This window comes from Arthrobacter sp. 01T428 (assembly GCF_056398685.1).
Window position 1 is genome coordinate 699,953 of sequence record NZ_JBFTPW010000001.1, and the last position, 20,104, is coordinate 720,056.

The window sequence follows — 20,104 nt, forward strand, 5'->3', positions numbered from 1 at the left end:
TCAGGCACTCCGTGATCAACGCACTTCATGAGTCATTCGGCACGGTCCGCGGTGTCCTGTTCGACATCGACGACACCCTGGTGGACCTTGAGTACGCCATGACCACGGCCTTGCGTGACGTGAGCGAACACCTCCTGCCCGGCCTGGACCAGGCCGGGTGGGAGAAGTTCGGACGGATCTTCACGCACGAAACCACGCATTTCTATGACCGGTACCTAGCCGGTGAATTGACGTTCAACGAGCAGCGGCTCCTCCGTGGCCGCGCGGCCCTTGGGCATTTCGGCGTGGAGCTCGGGGGAGAGGACTCCCACACGTGGCTCAATGACTACTCGCGCCTACAGCCCAGTTATGTCAGGGCGTTCAGCGACGTCCTGCCCGTCCTCGACGCTCTCGACGCCGCGGGCATCCCCTACGGCGCCGTGAGCAACAACGTTCACGACTACCAGCGGGTCAAGCTCGATAGCGCGGGGCTTGCCCGGGTCTCGGTCCTTGTCGGAACGGACACCGTAGGCGTGCCCAAGCCGGACCCCGCCATTTACCTGGAAGGGGTCCGTCGCTTGGGCACCACCCCGGCCGAGACCCTTTTTGTGGGAGACAACCGCCTTCTCGACGCCGACGGCGCCACTGCTGCCGGATTGCTGGGCATCTGGTTGAATCGCACTGGTGAGCTCGCCTCCGACTTTTCCGGCCGGGAAATAGACTCCTTGACCCGACTGCTCGCCTGAAGCTCTGCAGCTAAGCCCCCAGCCGGAACTTCCGCAGGAACACGAACGTTCCGATGGAACCCGCTCCCAGGACGCCCACAAGTCCGAGCGCCGTGCCGGTATCCGACTTTTCAGCCATGCTCGACGGCGACACCGCCGCAGCTCCTTGATGCAGTTCCGCGGTGCCCGCCGCGATCCGCGCATTTCCGTCCGCGAGTTTGTCGGCACCGGTGGACAACTGGGCTGAGCCTGCTGCCAGTTTGGCGTTTCCATCGGACAACTTGGAGGCGCCCGCTGCCAACGCAGTGGAACCGTCAAGAAGACCGGGTGAGGAAGGATCAGCAGGGCTGCCCTTGATCCCTGTCATCAGCGAGTCCGTGCCTGCAGCCAAGCGGGACGTGCCGTCCGTCATGCTGGCGGTGGCTTTGAGGAGGCCCGGATGCTCAGGGTCGCCAGGTACGCCGTCCATGCCCACGCGGATCTTCGCGGTTCCATCGGCGAGCATTTGGGTTCCCAGAACCACGCCCGGGGACGCCGGATCCTGGCTGTTGAGCTTCTGGGCGAGGATGGCGAAACCGTCCGCCAGTTTGCCGTTCCCTGCTGCCAGCTTCCCGGTGCCGTCGGCGAGCCGTCCGGTGCCGGCGTGCAGTTGCGCCGCTCCGGCCGAAAGCTGGCCAGCTCCGGCCTGCAATTGCGAGGCTCCGGCGTCAAGGCGGTGCGCGCCGTCGTTGAGCGCATTGATCTGGGCCTTCAGCGTTGCCAGGGGCACCACGCCCTGGATACCGTTGGCGGCGTCGGCGAGCTGCTGGAGCCCCTGGGCCAACGCAGCGGAACCGGTTCCCTTGGTGGGATCGTCTCCGGCACCCGGGTAGCCTTTCAGCTGGTCGGTGCCCGCCGCGAGCCTGGAAGCACCTGCATCGAGTTGGGCGGCACCGGAGTTGAGCTGGGCGGCTCCGCTGTTGAGCTGGTTCGCACCGTTGTTTAGTTGGGTGGCGCCGTCTCCGAGATTGTTTTCAGCATTGCCGCCCGGCGTCGGAGTCAGTGCCGCTGAAAGCTGCAGGGCACCCGCCGCGAGCTTCTGTGCGCCGTCGTCCACTTTGTAGACTCCCGGCGCAAGCTTGGCGTTGACGTCATTCTGGATTTTCACGGCCCCAGTTGCGAGTTTGTCGGCTCCGTCCTTCAACTGCTGGGCTCCCGGGGCTAGTTTGCCTTGGATTCCGTTTTGGACTTTTGAGGCGCCATCAGCCAGCTTGGCCGCACCTGTCCCGGCTTCCGCAGCTCCACCCGCAAGCCTTGCCGCGCCGTCCTTGAGCTGGCCTGCGCCGGCGGATGCCTGGCCTGCGCCGTCATTCAGCTGCGCCGACCCCGCCGCGATCTTCCCAATGACCAGGGTGTAGAAGCCGAGGAGCGCGATCAACAGGAGTGCGAGCACGGCAATGGCGATTATCTGGGCACGGCTCCGCGTTCTGGTGGCAGTTGCAGGGTTCGGTGTCATGGGCAATTCCTCTCGATGACTTTCCCGACAGCGGCGCTGCTGCCAGGGATCCCCCCATGTGACGCAGCTAACAGGCGACCCGGCCTGTAGCTGTGCCACGAAACAAGTGCGTGGCGTTGGTTACCGATTGGTAACTTACCGAGAGTAAAGCTAAGACCCTGCCGATTGCAAGGGTTTTTTCGATGTCGTCATCCTTGCCGGGGGATTGTCGAGGTGCGCATCGGGCGGGCGCGGGCGTGCGCGGTCGATTTGTGTGCATCGAAAGTCTCGGGTAAAGTAATTACTCGTGCTGAGGGGCACGGAGCGAAGGTTTACGCCATCGAATCCGGCCTAAAAGCGCCAATGGGATATGGTGTAATTGGCAACACTACGGTTTCTGGTACCGTCATTCTAGGTTCGAGTCCTGGTATCCCAGCTCTGAATAATCCGCGAATTTGCGCGGGAATTTGGAGTTTCAAAACGGTTCGCCGATTTGAAACAATGCTGGATGTATGAAATACTCATTCAGCTTGAATGCCGGAAGCGGTATTCAATATGGCAGTAAAACAAAGTGCAAGGCCCCATCGTATAGCGGCCTAGTACGCCGCCCTCTCACGGCGGTAACGCGGGTTCGAATCCCGCTGGGGTCACAAAATGAATCCCCCGGAACCATCAGGTTCCGGGGGATTTTTCTTTGCCCAAAGTTCGTGTGGATTTCTCCCCTCAATAAAGGGGGAGCAGTACGGCTGGCAGCTCAGGTGGTCTTCTGAAGGGCCTCTGCAGCATCCCTGACCTTGATGAGCGTGCGGAGGTTCCGCGTGGTGGTGCTCGCCTTGTAGCGGGTCTTCGCGGAGAGCTTGCTGAAGGGGCTGTCCAAGGTTCCTCCCGCCGGGGCTAGCCACGCCGTCGCCTCGGGACCCAGCCGGACTTGCTCGACGCCGCCCTGCCCTGGTGCGCCGAGGGCCGCGCCGGCGTTGAATAGTTCGTCCAGCATGGCCGCGTCCGAGGCGAGCGTGATGTAGCTGTGCGTGGTTTTATCGTCTGCCGGATAGGGGCAGGCTTCCACTAGTTCGGCAACCCTTTCGGAGCTCAGGACCACCACCCAGGCGTCGTAGCCAAATGCCGACCTCAAGCACTTTTCGAATTCGTCCTTGACTCCCGCTGCGTCGAGCTCGCTCCGGAGCACCACGTTGCCGCTGGCCAGCAAGGTCTTGACGTCGGTGAAGGGGTACGCCTTCAGGGCTGCTTTGAGGTCGGCCATCTTGATGTTGATCCCGCCCACGTTGATCCCGCGCAGGAACACGGCAAAGCTGTTCATGCGCCTACCCTACCTGCGCCCGTCTGCAGGAGGGGCGCAGACGGGGAGGCTGGCGGGAAACGGGAAGCGCTTAGTCGTTGTTCTTGCGCAGGGCTTCGGTCAGTACCCGGGCGGCGTTGCAGACGACTTCGGCATGCAGGCGTCCGGGCTGGCGGGTCAGGCGCTCGATGGGGCCGGAGATGGACACCGCAGCAATGACCCGGCCGGAAGGGCCCCGCACGGGTGCGGAGACCGAGGCGACTCCAGGCTCGCGTTCGCCGAGGCTCTGGGCCCAGCCCCGGCGTCGTACTCCTGCCAGCACTGTCGGCGTGAACCGGGCGTTCTGAAGCCCGTCCAAGAGACGGTCGTGGTCTTCCCATGCCAGCAGGATCTGGGCGGCGGAGCCGGCCTTCATGGAGAGCTGTGTGCCTACGGGAATGGTGTCGCGCAGGCCGATCGGACGTTCGGCCGAGGCAACGCAGACGCGCCAGTCGCCCTGGCGTCGGAAGATCTGGGCGCTCTCTCCGGTGGCGTCGCGCAACTGGATCAAGACGGGGCCTGCGGAAGCGATGAGCCGGTCTTCGCCGGCTGCCGAAGCAAGCTCGACAAGGCGGCTGCCGAGGACAAAACGCCCTTGGATGTCGCGGCTCACGAGGCGGTGGTGGACGAGCGCCAGCGCAAGGCGGTGCACCGTGGGGCGGGCCAGCCCTGTTGCCGCCACAAGTTGAGCCAAGGTGGTTGGCCCCGCCTCAAGTGCGTCGAGCACCTGGGCCGCTTTATCGATGACGCCGACTCCACTAGAATTGTCCATGTAATGATATTGCCGTCTCAATATCTGAGATGCAAGTTGTTTCACTGGCGCAGTTCGGATCACTGATGTTCAGTGGAAGTAGTCAAGCCAACCGCAGTGAAGGGAGCAGGCCGTGGGAAAGACACTGGCCGAGAAAGTTTGGGATGCGCACGTGGTGCGCAAGGGCGAAGGCGAAGGAGCCAACGCCCAGCCCGATCTTCTGTTCATCGACCTGCACCTCGTGCATGAGGTGACCTCCCCGCAGGCCTTTGAGGGCTTGCGCCTTGCTGGACGACCCCTGCGCCGCCCGGACCTCACGATCGCCACGGAGGACCACAACACTCCGACCCTGGACATCGACAAGCCGATTGCCGATCTGACCAGCCGCACCCAGATCCAGACCTTGCGGAACAACTGCAAGGAGTTCGGAGTCCGCCTGCACTCGCTCGGCGACGCCGAGCAGGGCATTGTGCACGTTGTCGGACCCCAGCTGGGCCTCACCCAGCCCGGCATGACGGTTGTCTGCGGCGATTCACACACCTCGACCCACGGCGCCTTCGGAGCACTCGCCATGGGTATCGGCACTTCCGAGGTGGAACACGTCATGGCCACCCAGACGCTGTCCCTCAAGCCGTTCAAGACCATGGCCATCAACGTTGAAGGCACCCTGCGTCCGGGCGTTTCGGCGAAGGACATCATCCTTGCAGTCATTGCCAAGATCGGCACCGGCGGCGGGCAGGGCTACGTCCTGGAGTACCGCGGCTCGGCCATCCGGGCGCTCTCCATGGATGCCCGCATGACCATCTGCAACATGTCCATCGAGGCCGGCGCCCGCGCTGGCCTGGTGGCCCCGGACCAGACGACGTACGACTACATGTACGGCCGCCCGCACGCCCCCCAGGGCGACGAGTGGGATGCCGCCGTCGAATACTGGAACACGCTGCACACCGACGACGACGCAACTTTCGACGTCGAGGTGGACCTCGACGCCGATACCTTGGAGCCGTTCGTGACCTGGGGGACCAACCCGGGCCAGGGCATTTCGCTCAACGAGGCAGTGCCGTTCCCCGCGGACTTCGGTGACGAGAACGCCAAGCTGGCTGCCGAGCGCGCGCTGCAGTACATGGGCCTCGAAGCCGGGACGCCCATGAAGGACATCCGGGTGGACACGGTCTTCCTCGGATCCTGCACGAACTCCCGCATCGAGGACCTCCGGGCCGCCGCCGATGTCATACGCGGGCGCGAAAAGGACCCCAAGGTCCGCATGCTCGTGGTCCCCGGCTCGGCACGCGTCCGCCTTGAAGCCGAAGCCGAGGGCCTGGACAAGGTGTTCAAGGAATTCGGCGCTGAATGGCGCTTCGCCGGTTGCTCCATGTGCCTGGGCATGAATCCGGACCAGCTGGAACCGGGGGAGCGCTGTGCCTCCACCTCGAACCGCAACTTCGAAGGACGCCAGGGCAAGGGCGGACGTACCCACCTGGTTTCGCCGGTAGTCGCCGCAGCCACGGCAGTCCGCGGAACGCTGAGCTCGCCTTCGGACCTGGAGCCCGCCTCTGTTTCCGCATCCACCACCACCGACGCCGCCTAGGAGGGCCCCATGGAAAAGTTCACCACCCACACCGGCATCGGTGTCCCGCTGCGCCAGAGCAATGTGGACACGGACCAGATCATTCCCGCGGTCTACTTGAAGCGGATTACGCGTACCGGTTTCGAGGACGCCCTGTTCTCGGCGTGGCGGAAGGACCCGTCCTTCATCCTCAACCAGGAACCCTTCAACGCCGGCTCCGTACTGGTGGCGGGACCCGATTTCGGTACCGGTTCATCCCGCGAGCACGCAGTCTGGGCGCTGAAGGACTACGGCTTCAAAGCCGTGCTCTCGTCCCGGTTCGCGGATATTTTCCGCGGCAACTCGGGAAAGCAAGGCCTCCTGGCGGCCGAGCTTGCCCAGGACGACATCGAGCTCATCTGGAAAGTCCTTGAAAACGCGCCCGGCACCGAAGTCAAGGTGGACCTCGTGTCCAAGACCGTTGAGTGCGGAAACGTCGTCGCACCTTTCGAGATCGATGACTACACCCGCTGGCGCCTCCTCGAGGGCCTGGATGACATCGGACTGACGCTCCAGCACGAGGAAGACATCACGGCCTACGAGGCCACAAGGCCTTCCTTCAAACCGAAAACCCTGCCGGCACGCACCCAGTAGCGCGAACCGAGCAGCTTCCGTACCTTGAAAGGACCGGTGCACCCGAAAGAACGGGTGCGCCGGTCCTTTCCGTGTGCGTGACGCGTTTCGCGGGATGTGGCCATGGCCTGATCCCGGCGTTGTGCAGCGTCATGGTTGTCGTTGGGGTTGGAATGAGGGGTTATCCATGGATCGGGCACGAACGCGGGGTCACTTACGGCCCATGCCGGGCGGCAACATGGGCCGTAAGCGACCCCGCGTCGCTGAAAGCCGGCCTTCGCCGCGCCCCGGCATTTCGAATCGGTAACGTCAGCTTTTATGCTTAGCTGGAGCCTTCGTAAGTGTGGGGGCATCAACTCGTGAGGAAACCGGTATAGATGAGTAGTGTTCTGACAATCCGCGGCGGCGTCCCTTTGACTGGCCGCGTCACCGTCAGAGGTGCCAAGAACCTTGTTCCCAAGGCCATGGTGGCTTCCCTCCTCGGCAACGAACCGTCGGTGCTGCGGAACGTCCCGGAAATCAAGGACGTCGAGGTGGTCACCAGCCTCTTGCAGCTCCACGGCGTGACTGTGCAGAAGGATCCCGTCACCGGCGATCTCACTCTGGATCCCAAGAATGCGAAGACAGCGTCCAGCACCGCGATCGACGCGCACGCCGGGGACTCCCGTATCCCGATCCTGCTCTGCGGTCCCTTGATCCATGCGATCGGAGAAGCTTTCATTCCCGATCTCGGTGGCTGCAAGATCGGCGACCGGCCCATCGACTACCACCTGAACGTGCTCCGCCAGTTTGGCGCCGTCGTCGAAAAGCGCCCGGGCGGCATCCACATCTCCGCTCCCAAGGGACTTCACGGCGCCAAGATCTCACTCCCGTACCCGTCGGTGGGAGCCACGGAACAGGTCCTGCTGAGTGCCACCCGCGCCGAGGGCATCACCGAACTCAGCGGTGCCGCCACCGAACCCGAAATCATCGACCTCATCGCTGTGCTGCAGAAGATGGGTGCCATCATCAGCGTCCAGACCGATCGCACCATCCGGATCGAGGGCGTTCGGGACCTGGGTGGCTACGACCACCGCGCACTGGCAGACCGCAACGAATCGGCGTCGTGGGCTTCGGCTGCCTTGGTGACCCGGGGAGACATCTTCGTGGAGGGCGCTTCCCAGCGGGACATGATGACGTTCCTCAACACCTACCGCAAGGTGGGCGGCGGAATGGACATCCGCGAGGACGGCATCCGTTTCTACCACCCTGGCGGAAAGCTGAGCCCGCTCGTCCTTGAGACGGATGTGCACCCGGGCTTCATGACCGACTGGCAACAGCCCCTGGTGGTCGCCCTGACCCAGGCTGAAGGCGTGTCGATCGTCCACGAAACCGTGTACGAAAACCGCTTCGGCTTCACCGACGCCCTGACCCGCATGGGCGCAACCATCCAGGTCCACCGTGAATGCCTCGGAAGCGTGCCCTGCCGCTTCGGCCAGCGCAACTTCCTGCACTCCGCCGTCGTCTCAGGACCCACTCCGCTCAGGGGAACCGACATCGACATCCCCGACCTCCGTGGCGGATTCAGCCACCTCATTGCGGCGCTCGCCGCGACCGGCACGTCCAGGGTGACCGGGATCGACATCATCAACCGCGGCTACGAGCGCTTCACCGAAAAGCTCGCCGGCCTGGGCGCCGATTTCGACCTCACCGAATCCAAGTAACGGGGGACACCTTGAAGGAATCGGCCCAGAGCCGTGCCATGTTCGCTGTTCTTGCGGGACTTGCACGACCGCTCATGAACGTCCTCATGGCAAAGAAGTGGGAGGGGACCGACAAGCTTCCCGCGGGTGGCTTCATCGCCGCCCCGAACCACTGCACCGAGATCGACCCCATCGTCGTGGGGCACATGCTCTACAACATGAAGCGTCCGCCGCATTTCCTCGCGAAGGCGGGCCTCTTCAAGGCGCCGGTCCTCGGCAGCCTGTTGCGCGCCACGAACCAGATTCCCGTGGAGCGCTCGACGACGGGGGCGAACCGCTCGTTGCAAGCCGCCCAGGAAGTGGTGGATGCCGGCGGCGCCATCATCATCTATCCGGAGGGTACCCTGACGCGCGATCCGGATTTGTGGCCGATGAAGGGCCACACGGGAGCTGCCCGCCTGGCAATCCAGACGGGTGCCCCTGTGGTTCCCATTGCCCATTGGGGTGCCCATGAGGTGTTTCCCCGTTACGCCAAACGCCTGCACGTGTTCCCGCGGAAGACATCCCGCATCCTGGTAGGCGATCCCGTGGACCTCAGCGCTTTCCAGGGCCGGCCGCTGGACCGGGCCACCCTGGTTGAGGCTACGGACATCATCATGGTTGCCATCACGGAGCTTCTTGCTACCTTGCGCGGGGAAGAACCGCCCAAGGAACGCTGGGACCCTGCTGCCCACAATCAGTCGAAGCACGGCCGCTTCCAAGCGACTGAGGGAACCGCGGGCACCGATGGCACGGACGGACTGAAGTGACTTCCGGGGAAGAACTCATCGCCGACAAAGGCGTTGTGGCTGTGCTTGGCGCGGGATCCTGGGGTACGACGTTCGCGAAGGTCCTGGCTGATGCTGCACTTGCGAGCGGTGCGGAGCGCAGTATCCGCATTTGGGGCCGGCGGGACGAAGTGGTCGACCAGATCAACGCGGAGCACCGCAACACGCAGTACCTGAAGGACATTGCACTGCCGGACTCCATCACGGCTTCAACGGATGTGGCCGAGGTCCTTGCGGGCGCCGGAATCGTGATCCTCGCCGTGCCGGCGCAGTCGCTTCGGCTTCAACTGCGCAAATGGAAACCGCTCGTGGCACCCGGCGCCGTAGTCGTTTCCCTCATGAAGGGCCTTGAACTCGGTACGGATTCCCGCATGAGCGAAGTCATTTCCGAGGAACTCGACATTCCGCAGGAACGCGTGGCCGTTGTTTCGGGACCCAACCTGGCAATGGAGATCGCCCGCCAGGAACCGACAGCCTCTGTGGTGGCCTGCAGCGACGAAGCCACGGCTGCATCGTTCGCGCTCTACTGCACCGCGCCGTACTTCCGCCCCTACACGAGCAACGACGTGGTCGGCGTCGAAATCGGGGGAATCGTGAAAAACGTCATTGCCCTTGCCGTCGGTATCTGCGAAGGCAAGCAAATGGGCGACAATACCAAGGCGTCCGTGATCACTCGCGGCCTCGCGGAGACATCGAGGCTGGCTCTTGCCCTGGGCGGCGAAGCGCGCACGATGGCCGGACTTGCCGGACTGGGAGACCTCGTGGCTACCTGTTCTTCGCCCTTGTCCCGAAACCACACGGCCGGGCGGTTGCTCGGCGAAGGTTTGACCCTTGAACAGGTCACCGAGCACATGACTCAGACGGCGGAAGGCATCAAATCCGGGTACGCTGTCTACGAACTAGCCGGGAAACTCGGTGTCGACATGCCGATCACCGCGGCCGTTGTGGCCGTCCTCGAAGGCAAACTGTCCGTTGATGAACTTGGGCCCAGACTCCTGGCCCGCTCCCTGAAGTCCGAAGGCGATTACTGACCGTGACCGAAGAATCCCTGTCTGCCGAAACCGCTGAGTCCGCCGGAACAACCGCTTCTGCCGGAACTGCCGGGTCCGCGAAGCCGGCCAAACATCGGCGGCCCAGCGTCGCCGTGCTCTTTGGTGGCCGATCCAGCGAGCACGCGGTCAGCTGCGTGACGGCGGCCGGCGTTATGGGCGCCATCGACAAGAGCAAGTACGACGTCGTCCCCATAGGGATAGCCAAGTCGGGCCAGTGGGTGATTCCCTCGGCTGACATCAGCCAGTGGTCGCTGAGCGCCTCGGCCTTGCCTGAAGTGCTGCCTTCCGGCAAGACCGTAACCCTCGCCGAGGTGGGCGGAGCCCACCAATTGATCGTCACGGCGCCAAATGCGGTGCCCGAGGAACTGGGCTCCGTGGACGTCGTCTTTCCGCTCCTGCACGGCCCGTGGGGCGAAGACGGCACCATCCAGGGCCTCTTGGAGCTCTCGGACACCCGCTACGTTGGAGCGGGAGTCCTCGCATCCGCCGTCGGCATGGACAAGCACTACATGAAGGTCGTTTTCGAGGCCGCCGGGCTTACCGTGGGACAGTATGTCGCCGTCACTGACCGCGAATGGATCAACGACGCCGAAGCCGTGCGCAAGCGCGTGGACCGTCTCGGCTTTCCCGTCTTCGTGAAGCCCGCCCGCGCCGGTTCCTCGATGGGAATTTCCAAGGTTGATTCGATGGACGATTTGGATGCCGCCATCGAAGAAGCACGGCGGCACGACCTCAAGCTGGTGATCGAGGCCGGCATTGTTGGCCGCGAAATCGAGTGCGCAGTCCTTGAAGGACGTGGCACTGCGGCCCCGCGAACCTCCATGCCGGGGGAAATCGCCGTCGCTCCAGGAGAACACGAGTTCTACGACTTCAACGCCAAATATGTGGAGGACGGCGCAGCAGCCCTTAGCTGCCCGGCCGACATTCCCGACGAGGCTATTGCGCGCGTCCGCGAGCTCGCGGCGGCCGCGTTCGATGCGGTCGGTGCCGAAGGCCTCAGCCGCGTGGACTTTTTCTACACTCCGGACGGCGAACTTATCATCAACGAGATCAACACCATGCCCGGATTCACCCCGAAGAGCATGTATCCGCAAATGTGGGCGGCTTCCGGGTTGGGCTATGCCGAGTTGATCGACGAACTCATCTACCTGGCGCTCAACCGCAAAACCGGCCTGCGCTAATAGCCGGCCGGCGCCGACGACCGGCCTGGGCTGAGCCTGCTACTTGCCGGGGGTGCTCGTGGGCAGGTTCTGCAGCAGCTCAGGCTGGCCGACGCATTTGCGCACGGCCTTGATTTTCGCCGCCGCAGGCGCCAGATCGGCAAGGACCGTGGCGGAGCTGATCTTGTTCGGGTCCATGAGGATTTCCGTGGCGGGCTCGCGCCCGTACGTGGTCAGGGTCCATACCGGGTCGCCTTCCTTGATGACCCAGTCGACGTCGTTGACGGTGACGCAGCGGTCGGTGGTGGGGCCGGGGACGTTGACGCCGCAACGCAGAATCAACACCGACGGGTCGCCCCATGCCGCCGTGGCCTGGCTATTGGTCTTCCGCAGGGCGGCGTCGCCGATGGTGTCCGGGAGCGACACCATCATGGGCGCGCAGGCAGCATTCGGCGCATCGGCCGCGGGCTTCACGTCGACCACGGGGGAGCAGGCTGCAAGGGCAAGCACCGAAGCCGCCGCGGCTGTCAAGGAACAGAGGGCGCGGACGTACACAGCGGCTTTCGTTTGATGCATTGATCAAGCCTATCGCGGCTGCGGCGAGCCGAGGATCGGGGAAGCGGGCGCCACGGACAGCTCTTTGTTGTCGGCGGTTCGCGATAGCGTAGAGCTGTGTCCAAAGAACAACAGACTGTCGGTGAGCTCTCCGAAGGCGAGCTCCTCGCGCGCATCTTTCCGCGCCTGAACCACAGCAACAGCGTGCTGCTCGGGCCGGGGGATGACGCCGCAGTCGTCGCCGCCCCGGATGGCCGGACCCTCATTTCCATCGACACCCAGACCCAGGACCAGGACTTCCGCCTGGAATGGAACAACGGATACCGGACTACAGGCTATGACGTCGGCTGGAAATCGGCAGCCCAGAATCTCAGCGACATCAACGCAATGGGTGGTACCGCCGTCTCCCTCGTCGTCAGCTTGACCATGCCGCCCGGCACCCCGGTGCAGTGGGTCGTGGACTTCGCGGATGGCCTCACGGCCGGCATCGTCGGCTTGGGGGCTGCCGATTGTTCGGTTGCCGGGGGAGACCTGGGCCGCGGCCGCGAAATCGCGGTGACCGTCGCCGTCGTCGGGACAATGCACGGACTCCCTGCTGTCTTGCGGTCCGGGGCCCGGCCGGGAGACATTCTGGCCCTTGCCGGAACTGTTGGACGTGCCGCAGCCGGTCTGGCCCTGCTCGAAAGCACCATACCCGTAGGCAAGCTGGACGCCGCCCAGCGCGCACTCATGGACAGCCAGTGCCGGCCGCAGCCGCCCCTCGCCGCAGGCCCGCAGGCTGCCAAGGCAGGAGCGACGGCCATGATGGACGTCTCCGACGGGCTCTTGCGCGACGGCTCCCGCCTCGCCGAAGCCAGCGGCGTCGCGCTCGACCTCGATCCCATCGCGCTCAAGGCACTCGCCGCACCCTTGGAAGCTGCCTCGGCTCCCCTTGGCCGCGATCCCATGGACTGGATCCTGGGCGGGGGAGAGGACCACGGCCTGCTGGTGACATTTCCAGCAGATGTTCAGCTACCTTCCGGCTTCACTGCGATAGGCTCGATCCAGGCCGTTGCCGAAGGACAGCACAGCGGCGTCCGGATAGCGGGAATGCCCGCTGACACCGTGGGATGGGATCACTTTGCAGACTAAGATTGCCGCCAATACGCACGCCATGAAGCGGTGGCTGGGCAAAGCGGAGACGACGCTCGGGAACCACAGCGACCGCCTCAACGCCATCAATATCTTCCCGGTGGCCGACGGCGACACCGGCACGAACCTCTACCTCACTGTCCGCTCCGCCGCGGCATCATTCGCAGATCGTTCCATCGCCGACGAACCGGTGAACGACGTCGGCGCCGTTCTGGCCGCGGCCGGACGGGTGGCGATGGAGCAGGCCCGGGGGAACTCCGGAACACTCTTTGCTGTCTTTTTGTGCGCAATGGCCGAGCCGCTGGTCGGGCACACCCGCCTCAGTGCGCCCCTGCTTGCCGCAGCCCTGAACCGGGCCCAGATCAGGGCATGGTCGGCCTTGAGCGAGCCGGTTCCGGGCACCATGCTCTCCGTTCTCGAAGCTGCCGCCAGGGCGGCAGGCGAATGCGATAGTGCCCACAACGGCGACGACAGCAACCAGGCGCTGGGCCTTGCCCTGGACGCCGCCGTCAATGCCGCGCTGGATGCTGTGGTGCAAACCGAGGACCAACTCGCACCGCTACACGCCGCGCACGTAGTGGATGCGGGTGGGGTGGGCATGCTCTTGATCCTGGACTGCCTGCGTTCGGCTGTGCTTGGGGAAGAACTCCAGGATGAGCTCCTGGACGGGCTGCACGGCTATGACCTGCAGGATCCGCACATCCATGCGGGAATGCCCGACGACGACGGCGTCGAGGTCATGTGCACCATCAGCCTTTCACCGTTGGACGCTGCCACGCTCCGTCAGCGGCTGGACGAACTTGGCGACTCCGTCATCATGAGCCAAGTGGGCAGCGCGAACGGCCCATCGGGACCGAATGATGGCGGGGACGACGACGATGACGACGAGGACGCCGCAGAAGCCAGCTACCGGTGGCGCGTCCACGTCCACGTTCCGGAAGCTGAATCCGCCGTGGCAGTCATCCGCTCGCTCGGCGAGCCCACCGATATCTCCGTCAGCCAGCTCTCCATGCCGCGCGACCCAGGCCTTCCGGCAGGCCTGCACGGGCATGAATACTGAGCTTCACCTTCCCCTCGAGCGGAGGATCGGTAAACGCTCCGCGTCCGTCATCGAGAAGCACCTTGGCCTGGACACTGTCGGGGAGCTCCTGAACTACTTTCCCCGTCGTTACCTGAGCCGCGGGGAGCTGACGCCCATCAGTAAACTGCCGTTGGATGAAGAGGCCACCCTCATTGCCAGGGTGCTGTCCAATTCAACCCGCCAAATGCGGGCAAGGCGCGGATCTTTGACGGACGTCGTGGTGACGGACGAGGCCAGCGGTGAGCAGATTCCCGGAACCTTGAAGATCAGTTTCTTCAACGGCTTCCGCGCCCGCAATGAGCTTCAACCGGGCCGCAGGGTGATGTTCTCCGGCAAGGTCAGCCGCTACGGCGGATCGCTGGGCATGACCAATCCGGACTTCATGCTGCTCGACGAGGATCCGGAGCTGGCCGGTTCCGTCGATCCGGAAAAGCTTGCAGCCATGCCCATTCCCGTGTATCCGGCCACGGCGAAGCTCACCAGTTGGTCCATCCACAAGGTCATCACCACGCTGCTGGACACCATCGATGTGGACAGCATCGAGGATCCGCTGCCTGCCGAAATCGCGTTCCGGGAGAAATTCCTGGGGGTGGGGGACGCGTACCGGCTGATCCATTCTCCGGAAACGGCGGCTGACTGGCAGCGCGCCCGTGACCGGTTCCGCTACCAGGAGGCACTGGTTCTGCAGACTGCGCTGGCACGGCGGCGGGCCCAGTTGGCCGCAGAGGAGGCCACCGCTCGTCGGCCGGTGCCCGAAGGGCTCCTCGCTGCCTTCGACGGGCAGCTTCCGTTCACGTTGACTGCCGGCCAGGCCGCCGTCGGAAAGACGCTTTCCCACGAGCTGGCACAGGACTCGCCCATGAACCGCTTGTTGCAGGGCGAAGTTGGTTCCGGAAAGACGATCGTCGCCTTGCGGGCCATGCTGCAAGTGGTGGATGCCGGCGGGCAGGCGGCGCTGCTTGCCCCGACGGAGGTCCTCGCGGCACAGCACTTTGATTCCATCCGGAAGACCCTGGGCACGCTGTCCCGCGACGGTTTGTTCGGAGGTGCCGGGATGCTGGGCGGGGCCGGATTGTTGGACAGCGAGCCCGGGAGTGGACCCGGCACGGTCCAGGTCGCCTTGCTGACGGGCTCGATGCCGACTGCTGCCCGCAAGCAAGCCATGCTGGACGCGGCCTCGGGCAACGCCGGCATTGTGATCGGCACCCATGCGCTCCTGAGTGACAAAACCTCGTTCCAGGATCTCGGCCTGATCGTGGTGGATGAGCAGCACCGCTTTGGCGTGGAGCAGCGCGACGCCCTGCGGGCCAAGGCCAACCGGCCACCCCACCTGCTGGTGATGACGGCTACCCCGATTCCGCGCACTGTTGCCATGACCGTCTTCGGCGACCTCGAAACCTCCGTGCTGGACGAACTTCCTGCGGGCCGGGCGCCCATCTCCACCCATGTCGTCGGGCTCGCCGAAAACCCGGGCTGGGCGGCCAGGATCTGGAAACGCTCGCGGGAAGAGATCGACGCCGGCCACCAGGTGTACGTCGTGTGTCCCAAGATCGGAGACGACGACGACGGCGACTTCAGCCCGGGTGAAGCGGAACCCAGCGACGCCGAACTTTCGGAGGAAGGCCCCGCGCGCGAGCTCGCCTCGGTGACCGCCGTCGTTGAAACGCTCAGCCAGGAGCCCGCCCTGCGCGGCGTCCGGGTGGAGCCCCTCCACGGACGGCAGGATCCGGCACTCAAGTCCGAAACCATGGCCTCGTTCACCGCCAACCAGACCCAGCTACTGGTGTCCACCACGGTCATTGAGGTGGGCGTGGACGTCCATAACGCCACCCTGATGGTGATCCTCGACGCCGACCGCTTCGGCATTTCGCAACTCCACCAGTTGCGTGGGAGGGTAGGCCGCGGTGGTCTTCCGGGGACTTGCCTGCTGGTCACGACGCTCGAACCCGGCCACCCAAGCCGCAGGCGCCTGGATGCCGTTGCTTCCACTACCGACGGCTTCGAGCTTTCCCAGGAAGACCTCAAGCTGCGCCGGGAAGGCGATATCCTGGGCGCTTCGCAATCCGGCGGGCGCTCCACCCTGAAGTTGTTGCGGGTCCTGGAGCATGAGGACGTGATCGCCCGCGCCCGCACCGATGCCCAGTGGCTCGTTGCCAACGATCCCGGACTGGAGGGCCAACAGGCCTTGGCCGCCGCAATTGACGAGTATCTGAACCCCGAAAAGGAGGCGTTCCTTGAACGCGGCTAAGGAATCTACGCCTGAAGGCACATCTGGGTGCGCCGCCCCGGGAGGTGGCCGGTGAGCCGGATCATTGCCGGCGTGGTCGGCGGAAACCCGCTGGTCAGCGTCCCCGGAAACGCCACCCGGCCCACGACGGACCGCGTCAAGGAAGCGTTGTTCTCCCGGCTCGAGGCGCTCGACGCCATCGACGACGCCCGGGTCCTGGATCTTTATGCGGGTTCGGGGTCTCTCGGCATCGAAAGTGCAAGCCGGGGGGCGCGCACTGCCGAACTCGTGGAATTTGATGCACGCGCCTCCGAGGTCTGCCAGCGAAATGCAGACATGGCCAACCAAGTGCTGGGGCGAAGGACTGTCTCGGTCCTACGTTCCAAAGTGGAGTCCTTCCTGGAACGCGCGGCGGATGACGTCCTCTGGGACCTGGTGTTCCTGGATCCGCCGTACCCTTTGGATGAGCCTTCCCTCAAGGCTGTCCTCACCAAGCTTGCCTTCCACCTCGATGAAGGCGCGGTGGTGGTCGTCGAGCGTTCCTCACGGTCCCCGGAACCGGACTGGCCGGACACCCTGGAACGGTTTGCCGACAAAAAGTACGGCGAAACCAAGCTCTGGTTCGCCGAGCCCGTCTAGCGCTAGCCCGAAAGCCGGCGCTAGCCCGACAACCGGTCCAGTTCGACTCCGCTCAGTACGGCCGCCGGGTGCGGCCCCCGGGCCAGGAGTTCCGCTGTCCAGCCAGCCGGCCACGGCCGGCGCGTTCCCACCAGGATGATGTTGCCGGGATAGCGGCCGGCGAACATGCCAGCCTCAGCGAACGCGGCAACGTCCGGCACCGCCCGGCGCATCGCGGCGACCTGGCTGCGTACCAGGGTCAGGGCTGCTTCGTCGCCGACGTTGACGATGAGCACTCCATCGGGCCGGAGCCGCGCCGCGGCCTCTTCATAGAATTCCTGGCAGGCGATATGCGCCGGAGCCTCGGGACCGGAGAAGATGTCCAGGATCACGACGTCGAACTCGAGTTCCGCGGGCAGTTCGGCGAGTGTTTCGCGCGCGTCGCCGATATGGGTCTCCAAAAGGGTGCCGTCAGGCATGGGCAACTTCTGCAGCACGAAGTCGAGCAATTCACGTTCGAGTTCGACGGCGTGTTGGTCCGAACCTGGCCTCGTCGCCTGGATATAGCGGGCCAGGGTCAAGGCCCCAGCGCCGAGATGAAGTGCAGTGATTGCTTGTCCGGCCGGCGCGGCCAGATCCACCACATGGCCGATCCTGCGCAGGTATTCGTAGAAGACTTCCGCGGGTTCCGCGAGGTTGACATGGGATTGCTCGGCGTCGCCGATGCGCAGGATGTAGGCGCCGTCGATCAGCGTGTCGGCTTCGATTGCGGCATGCTGGCCGGTGGCCCGCAGGAATCGACGCCCCTCGTGATTTTGCCCCGTTGACACGGTCAGAGCTTGTTCCGCAGGGTGGCCAGCCGGGCGGCCGCTTCTTCCAATACTTCGGTCTTCTTGCAGAACGCGAACCGGAGCAGGCTGCGCGTCCTCTCCGCGCCTTCCGGGTGGCAAAACACGGGTACAGGGATGGCGGCCACTCCTACGAGCTCCGGAAGCTTTCGTGCCAAGTCCACGGAGTCCCTGATGCCGAGGGGCGCGGTGTCCACATTGATGAAGTATGTTCCCTGCGTCGTGTAGACGCCGAAGCCGGCGGCCCGCAGTCCCTCGGCCAGGATGTCACGCTTGTGCTGGAGGTTGGACGCGATACCGCTATAGAACTCATCGGGAAGGGCAAGGCCCACTGCGATCGCACTTTGGAAGGGGGTGCCGGAACTGTAGCTGAGGAATTGTTTGACGGTGCGGATCGCCGCCACAAGGTGGGCGGGTCCGCTGAGCCAGCCGATCTTCCAGCCGGTGAACGAGAACGTCTTGCCGGCCGAGGAAATCGTGACGCTTCGTTCGGCCGCTCCGGGGATACCGGCGACCGGAAGGTGCTGCACACCGAAGGTGAGGTGCTCGTAGACTTCATCGCTGAGGATCACGGCATCGTATTTCCGGGCGAGTTCGACGACGCGTACCAGCACCTCGCGCGGGAAGACCGCCCCCGTGGGATTGTGCGGGTTGTTGAGCAGCACAACCTTGGTGCGCTCGCTGAATGCCGATTCCATGGCATCCACGTCCGGAAGGAAGTCCGGTGCCAGCAAGGGAGCGGTCACATGCTTGGCCCCGGCAAGTCCGATGATGGCGCCATAAGAGTCATAGAAGGGCTCGAAAGTCAGGACCTCGTCGCCGGGCTCGATGAATGCGAGCAATGCGGCGGCGATGGCCTCGGTGGCTCCGGTGGTCACAACGACCTCCGTCTGCGGGTCCGGGGTCAGTCCGTAGAAGCGTTCCTGGTGTGCGGCGATGGCCTCGCGAAGTTCAGGGATGCCCTTGCCGGGAGCGTACTGGTTGGCTCCCGCCGTAATGGCCGCCTGGGCTGCTGCCTTGATTTCCGCCGGCCCGTCCTCGTCCGGGAATCCCTGGCCCAGGTTGATGGCGCCGGTGGACATCGCCAGGGTGGTCATTTCTTCGAAGATGGTCACTCCTAGGCTGCCGTCGGCCGAAAGCAGGTTGGCTCCGCTGGCGGCTCGCTGCCATGGCGCGGCGGACGTGTTCTGGCTGAGAGAGGCCGGGCTCGTCACTGTGGGGTTGCCTTCCTGGGTGCTGGCTTCCGGCTCGTCCGGCCCGCCGTTTCAGCCATGGTATCGCCATAGTGCCTGCGGCCCCGGATGGGGTAGGTTCGAACCATGAGACGCGCTGTGTGCCCTGGCTCCTTCGACCCTATCCACAACGGACATTTGGAAGTCATCGCAAGGGCCGCCGGCTTGTTCGATGAAGTCGTCGTCGCGGTGTCCACCAACTACGCGAAGAAGTACCGCTTCAGCTTGGAAGAGCGCATGGACATGGCCCGGGAGACCCTGGCTTCCTTGCGGGGGATCATCGTGGAGCCCATGGGTGAGGGACTGCTCGCCGAATACTGCAGGCACCGGGGAATTTCGGCGATCGTGAAGGGCTTGCGTTCGTCCTCGGATTTTGACTACGAACTTCCCATGGCCACCATGAACCGCCAGTTGTCCGGCGTCGAGACCGTCTTTCTTCCGGCTGAGGCCCATTACCTGCATTTGTCGTCCACGCTCATCAAGGAAATCTCCCTCCTGGGCGGGGATGTCTCCGATTTCGTGCCTAAATCGGTGCTCAGGAGGCTCCTTGCTGGCGGGTCGGCAGCGGAGTAGCCCCGCAACGGGTAAGCTGGATCGGTACCTCGGGCAGAACGCGTTGTAATTGACCCGGTTTGAGTCCGCTCGCGCGTTCAGGCTAAGATGGTACGTCGGTCATATGTTCTACAGGAGTTCTCATTAAGCGAGATGCAAGTTCGCCCTTGACGCTGGACGTCAAGGACCTCGGACGTAGTCCAGGAAGCATGCGGACGCTCACGGAACATGTACCCGCGCCAAGTGACCTTGGCGTGGCACTCATTGGCGTTCAGGAAGGCTCGGATATCGAGCTCGACTTGAGGCTTGAGGCCGTACACGAAGGAATTCTGGTATCTGGAACTGTGTTCGCTGAAGTCAAGGGCGAATGCGGACGATGCCTGGATCCCCTTGCGTATGACCTTGAGGTCAATGTGCAAGAACTTTTCTTCTATGAAGGCGTCGAGCTTTCGGACGAAGAAGACGATGAAGAGCAACGTCGAGTCGAGCACGATCTAATCGATCTTGAACCGGTGTTGCGGGACGCGGTTGTAACCATGCTGCCGTTCCAGCCGGTGTGCCGGGAAGACTGCCAGGGCCTTTGCTCAATATGCGGAGTGCGTCTGGAAGACGAGCCGGGGCACCACCACGAGGACCTGGATCCTCGCTGGGCTGCCCTAGCTGAACTGGCTAAGACCGACCGGCAAACTGATTAG

General features: G+C 64.2%; 19 protein-coding genes and 2 tRNA genes. 15 read left to right on the top strand and 6 right to left on the bottom strand.

All coding sequences use genetic code 11. The annotated features are described in order from the left end of the window. Window positions 1–11 precede the first annotated feature (11 nt). Window positions 12–725 carry an HAD family hydrolase gene (locus AC1DJB_RS03270; RefSeq protein ID WP_253257138.1) on the top strand — a complete coding sequence of 238 codons (714 nt, stop codon included), beginning with the start codon at window positions 12–14 and terminating at the stop codon, window positions 723–725. A gap of 10 nt (window positions 726–735) precedes the next feature. Here AC1DJB_RS03270 and AC1DJB_RS03275 read toward each other — a convergent pair whose 3' ends face one another. Beyond that, window positions 736–2,199 (bottom strand): hypothetical protein, encoded by a 1,464-nt coding sequence (locus AC1DJB_RS03275; RefSeq protein ID WP_476909866.1) that lies wholly within the window; start codon window positions 2,197–2,199, stop codon window positions 736–738. A 343-nt stretch (window positions 2,200–2,542) separates the two neighbouring features. Between AC1DJB_RS03275 and AC1DJB_RS03280 the strand changes: the two genes are divergently transcribed. After that, a tRNA-Gln gene (locus tag AC1DJB_RS03280) sits at window positions 2,543–2,614 on the top strand. 141 nt (window positions 2,615–2,755) lie between these two features. Beyond that, window positions 2,756–2,828: transfer RNA gene (locus AC1DJB_RS03285), tRNA-Glu, on the top strand. A gap of 104 nt (window positions 2,829–2,932) precedes the next feature. Here the strand turns inward: AC1DJB_RS03285 and AC1DJB_RS03290 are convergent. Together AC1DJB_RS03290 and AC1DJB_RS03295 are read right to left on the bottom strand one after the other, a co-directional pair. Further along, the gene (locus AC1DJB_RS03290; RefSeq protein ID WP_332601864.1) at window positions 2,933–3,496 is read right to left on the bottom strand and encodes a DUF1697 domain-containing protein; all 564 of its coding nucleotides are present in this window, start codon (window positions 3,494–3,496) and stop codon (window positions 2,933–2,935) included. Window positions 3,497–3,566: 70 nt separating this feature from the next. After that, window positions 3,567–4,286 (bottom strand): IclR family transcriptional regulator, encoded by a 720-nt coding sequence (locus tag AC1DJB_RS03295; RefSeq protein WP_028264661.1) that lies wholly within the window; start codon window positions 4,284–4,286, stop codon window positions 3,567–3,569. A 112-nt stretch (window positions 4,287–4,398) separates the two neighbouring features. Between AC1DJB_RS03295 and leuC the strand changes: the two genes are divergently transcribed. The 6 genes from leuC (at window position 4,399) to AC1DJB_RS03325 (ending at window position 11,186) form a co-directional block, all read left to right on the top strand. Next, window positions 4,399–5,853 (top strand): 3-isopropylmalate dehydratase large subunit, encoded by a 1,455-nt coding sequence (gene leuC / locus AC1DJB_RS03300; protein WP_284988353.1) that lies wholly within the window; start codon window positions 4,399–4,401, stop codon window positions 5,851–5,853. Between the two features lie 9 nt (window positions 5,854–5,862). Next, complete coding sequence (leuD, locus tag AC1DJB_RS03305) at window positions 5,863–6,465, top strand: 3-isopropylmalate dehydratase small subunit (RefSeq protein ID WP_059387656.1); 603 nt, start codon at window positions 5,863–5,865, stop codon at window positions 6,463–6,465. Window positions 6,466–6,821: 356 nt separating this feature from the next. Next, a complete protein-coding gene (gene murA / locus AC1DJB_RS03310; protein ID WP_059387657.1) occupies window positions 6,822–8,147 on the top strand; it encodes a UDP-N-acetylglucosamine 1-carboxyvinyltransferase in 1,326 nt (441 codons plus the stop codon). Between the two features lie 11 nt (window positions 8,148–8,158). Next, the gene (locus AC1DJB_RS03315; protein ID WP_284988352.1) at window positions 8,159–8,935 is read left to right on the top strand and encodes a lysophospholipid acyltransferase family protein; all 777 of its coding nucleotides are present in this window, start codon (window positions 8,159–8,161) and stop codon (window positions 8,933–8,935) included. After that, complete coding sequence (locus AC1DJB_RS03320) at window positions 8,932–9,984, top strand: NAD(P)H-dependent glycerol-3-phosphate dehydrogenase (protein WP_284988351.1); 1,053 nt, start codon at window positions 8,932–8,934, stop codon at window positions 9,982–9,984. Before AC1DJB_RS03315 ends, AC1DJB_RS03320 begins: the two co-directional genes overlap by 4 nt. A 2-nt stretch (window positions 9,985–9,986) precedes the next feature. Further along, entirely contained in the window at window positions 9,987–11,186 is a 1,200-nt protein-coding gene (locus AC1DJB_RS03325) for a D-alanine--D-alanine ligase family protein (protein ID WP_441437126.1), read from the top strand. Between the two features lie 39 nt (window positions 11,187–11,225). Here the strand turns inward: AC1DJB_RS03325 and AC1DJB_RS03330 are convergent, their stop codons facing one another. Next, a complete protein-coding gene (locus tag AC1DJB_RS03330; RefSeq protein ID WP_441437125.1) occupies window positions 11,226–11,741 on the bottom strand; it encodes a DUF3515 family protein in 516 nt (171 codons plus the stop codon). A 96-nt stretch (window positions 11,742–11,837) separates the two neighbouring features. Here AC1DJB_RS03330 and thiL point away from each other — a divergent pair, with 96 nt between their 5' ends. The 4 genes from thiL to rsmD are packed head-to-tail and all read left to right on the top strand — an operon-like array spanning window position 11,838 to window position 16,798. Beyond that, window positions 11,838–12,851 (top strand): thiamine-phosphate kinase, encoded by a 1,014-nt coding sequence (gene thiL, locus AC1DJB_RS03335; protein WP_284988348.1) that lies wholly within the window; start codon window positions 11,838–11,840, stop codon window positions 12,849–12,851. A gap of 22 nt (window positions 12,852–12,873) precedes the next feature. Next, window positions 12,874–13,911 (top strand): DAK2 domain-containing protein, encoded by a 1,038-nt coding sequence (locus AC1DJB_RS03340; protein ID WP_441437180.1) that lies wholly within the window; start codon window positions 12,874–12,876, stop codon window positions 13,909–13,911. After that, entirely contained in the window at window positions 13,901–16,180 is a 2,280-nt protein-coding gene (locus AC1DJB_RS03345; protein ID WP_441437124.1) for an ATP-dependent DNA helicase RecG, read from the top strand. The genes AC1DJB_RS03340 and AC1DJB_RS03345 overlap by 11 nt, the downstream gene beginning before the upstream one ends. Before the next feature lie 51 nt (window positions 16,181–16,231). Continuing rightward, a complete protein-coding gene (gene rsmD, locus AC1DJB_RS03350) occupies window positions 16,232–16,798 on the top strand; it encodes a 16S rRNA (guanine(966)-N(2))-methyltransferase RsmD (RefSeq protein ID WP_441437123.1) in 567 nt (188 codons plus the stop codon). Between the two features lie 20 nt (window positions 16,799–16,818). Here the strand turns inward: rsmD and AC1DJB_RS03355 are convergent, their stop codons facing one another. Together AC1DJB_RS03355 and AC1DJB_RS03360 are read right to left on the bottom strand one after the other, a co-directional pair. Next, a complete protein-coding gene (locus AC1DJB_RS03355; RefSeq protein ID WP_441437122.1) occupies window positions 16,819–17,607 on the bottom strand; it encodes a spermidine synthase in 789 nt (262 codons plus the stop codon). Between the two features lie 2 nt (window positions 17,608–17,609). Beyond that, a complete protein-coding gene (locus AC1DJB_RS03360; RefSeq protein WP_441437121.1) occupies window positions 17,610–18,839 on the bottom strand; it encodes an aminotransferase class I/II-fold pyridoxal phosphate-dependent enzyme in 1,230 nt (409 codons plus the stop codon). Between the two features lie 105 nt (window positions 18,840–18,944). On the opposite strand from AC1DJB_RS03360, the gene coaD reads away from it, so the two are divergent. Further along, on the top strand, window positions 18,945–19,430 hold the full coding sequence (gene coaD, locus AC1DJB_RS03365; protein ID WP_059387664.1) for a pantetheine-phosphate adenylyltransferase: 486 nt from the start codon (window positions 18,945–18,947) through the stop codon (window positions 19,428–19,430). Between the two features lie 146 nt (window positions 19,431–19,576). Beyond that, window positions 19,577–20,104 carry a YceD family protein gene (locus tag AC1DJB_RS03370; RefSeq protein ID WP_059387665.1) on the top strand — a complete coding sequence of 176 codons (528 nt, stop codon included), beginning with the start codon at window positions 19,577–19,579 and terminating at the stop codon, window positions 20,102–20,104.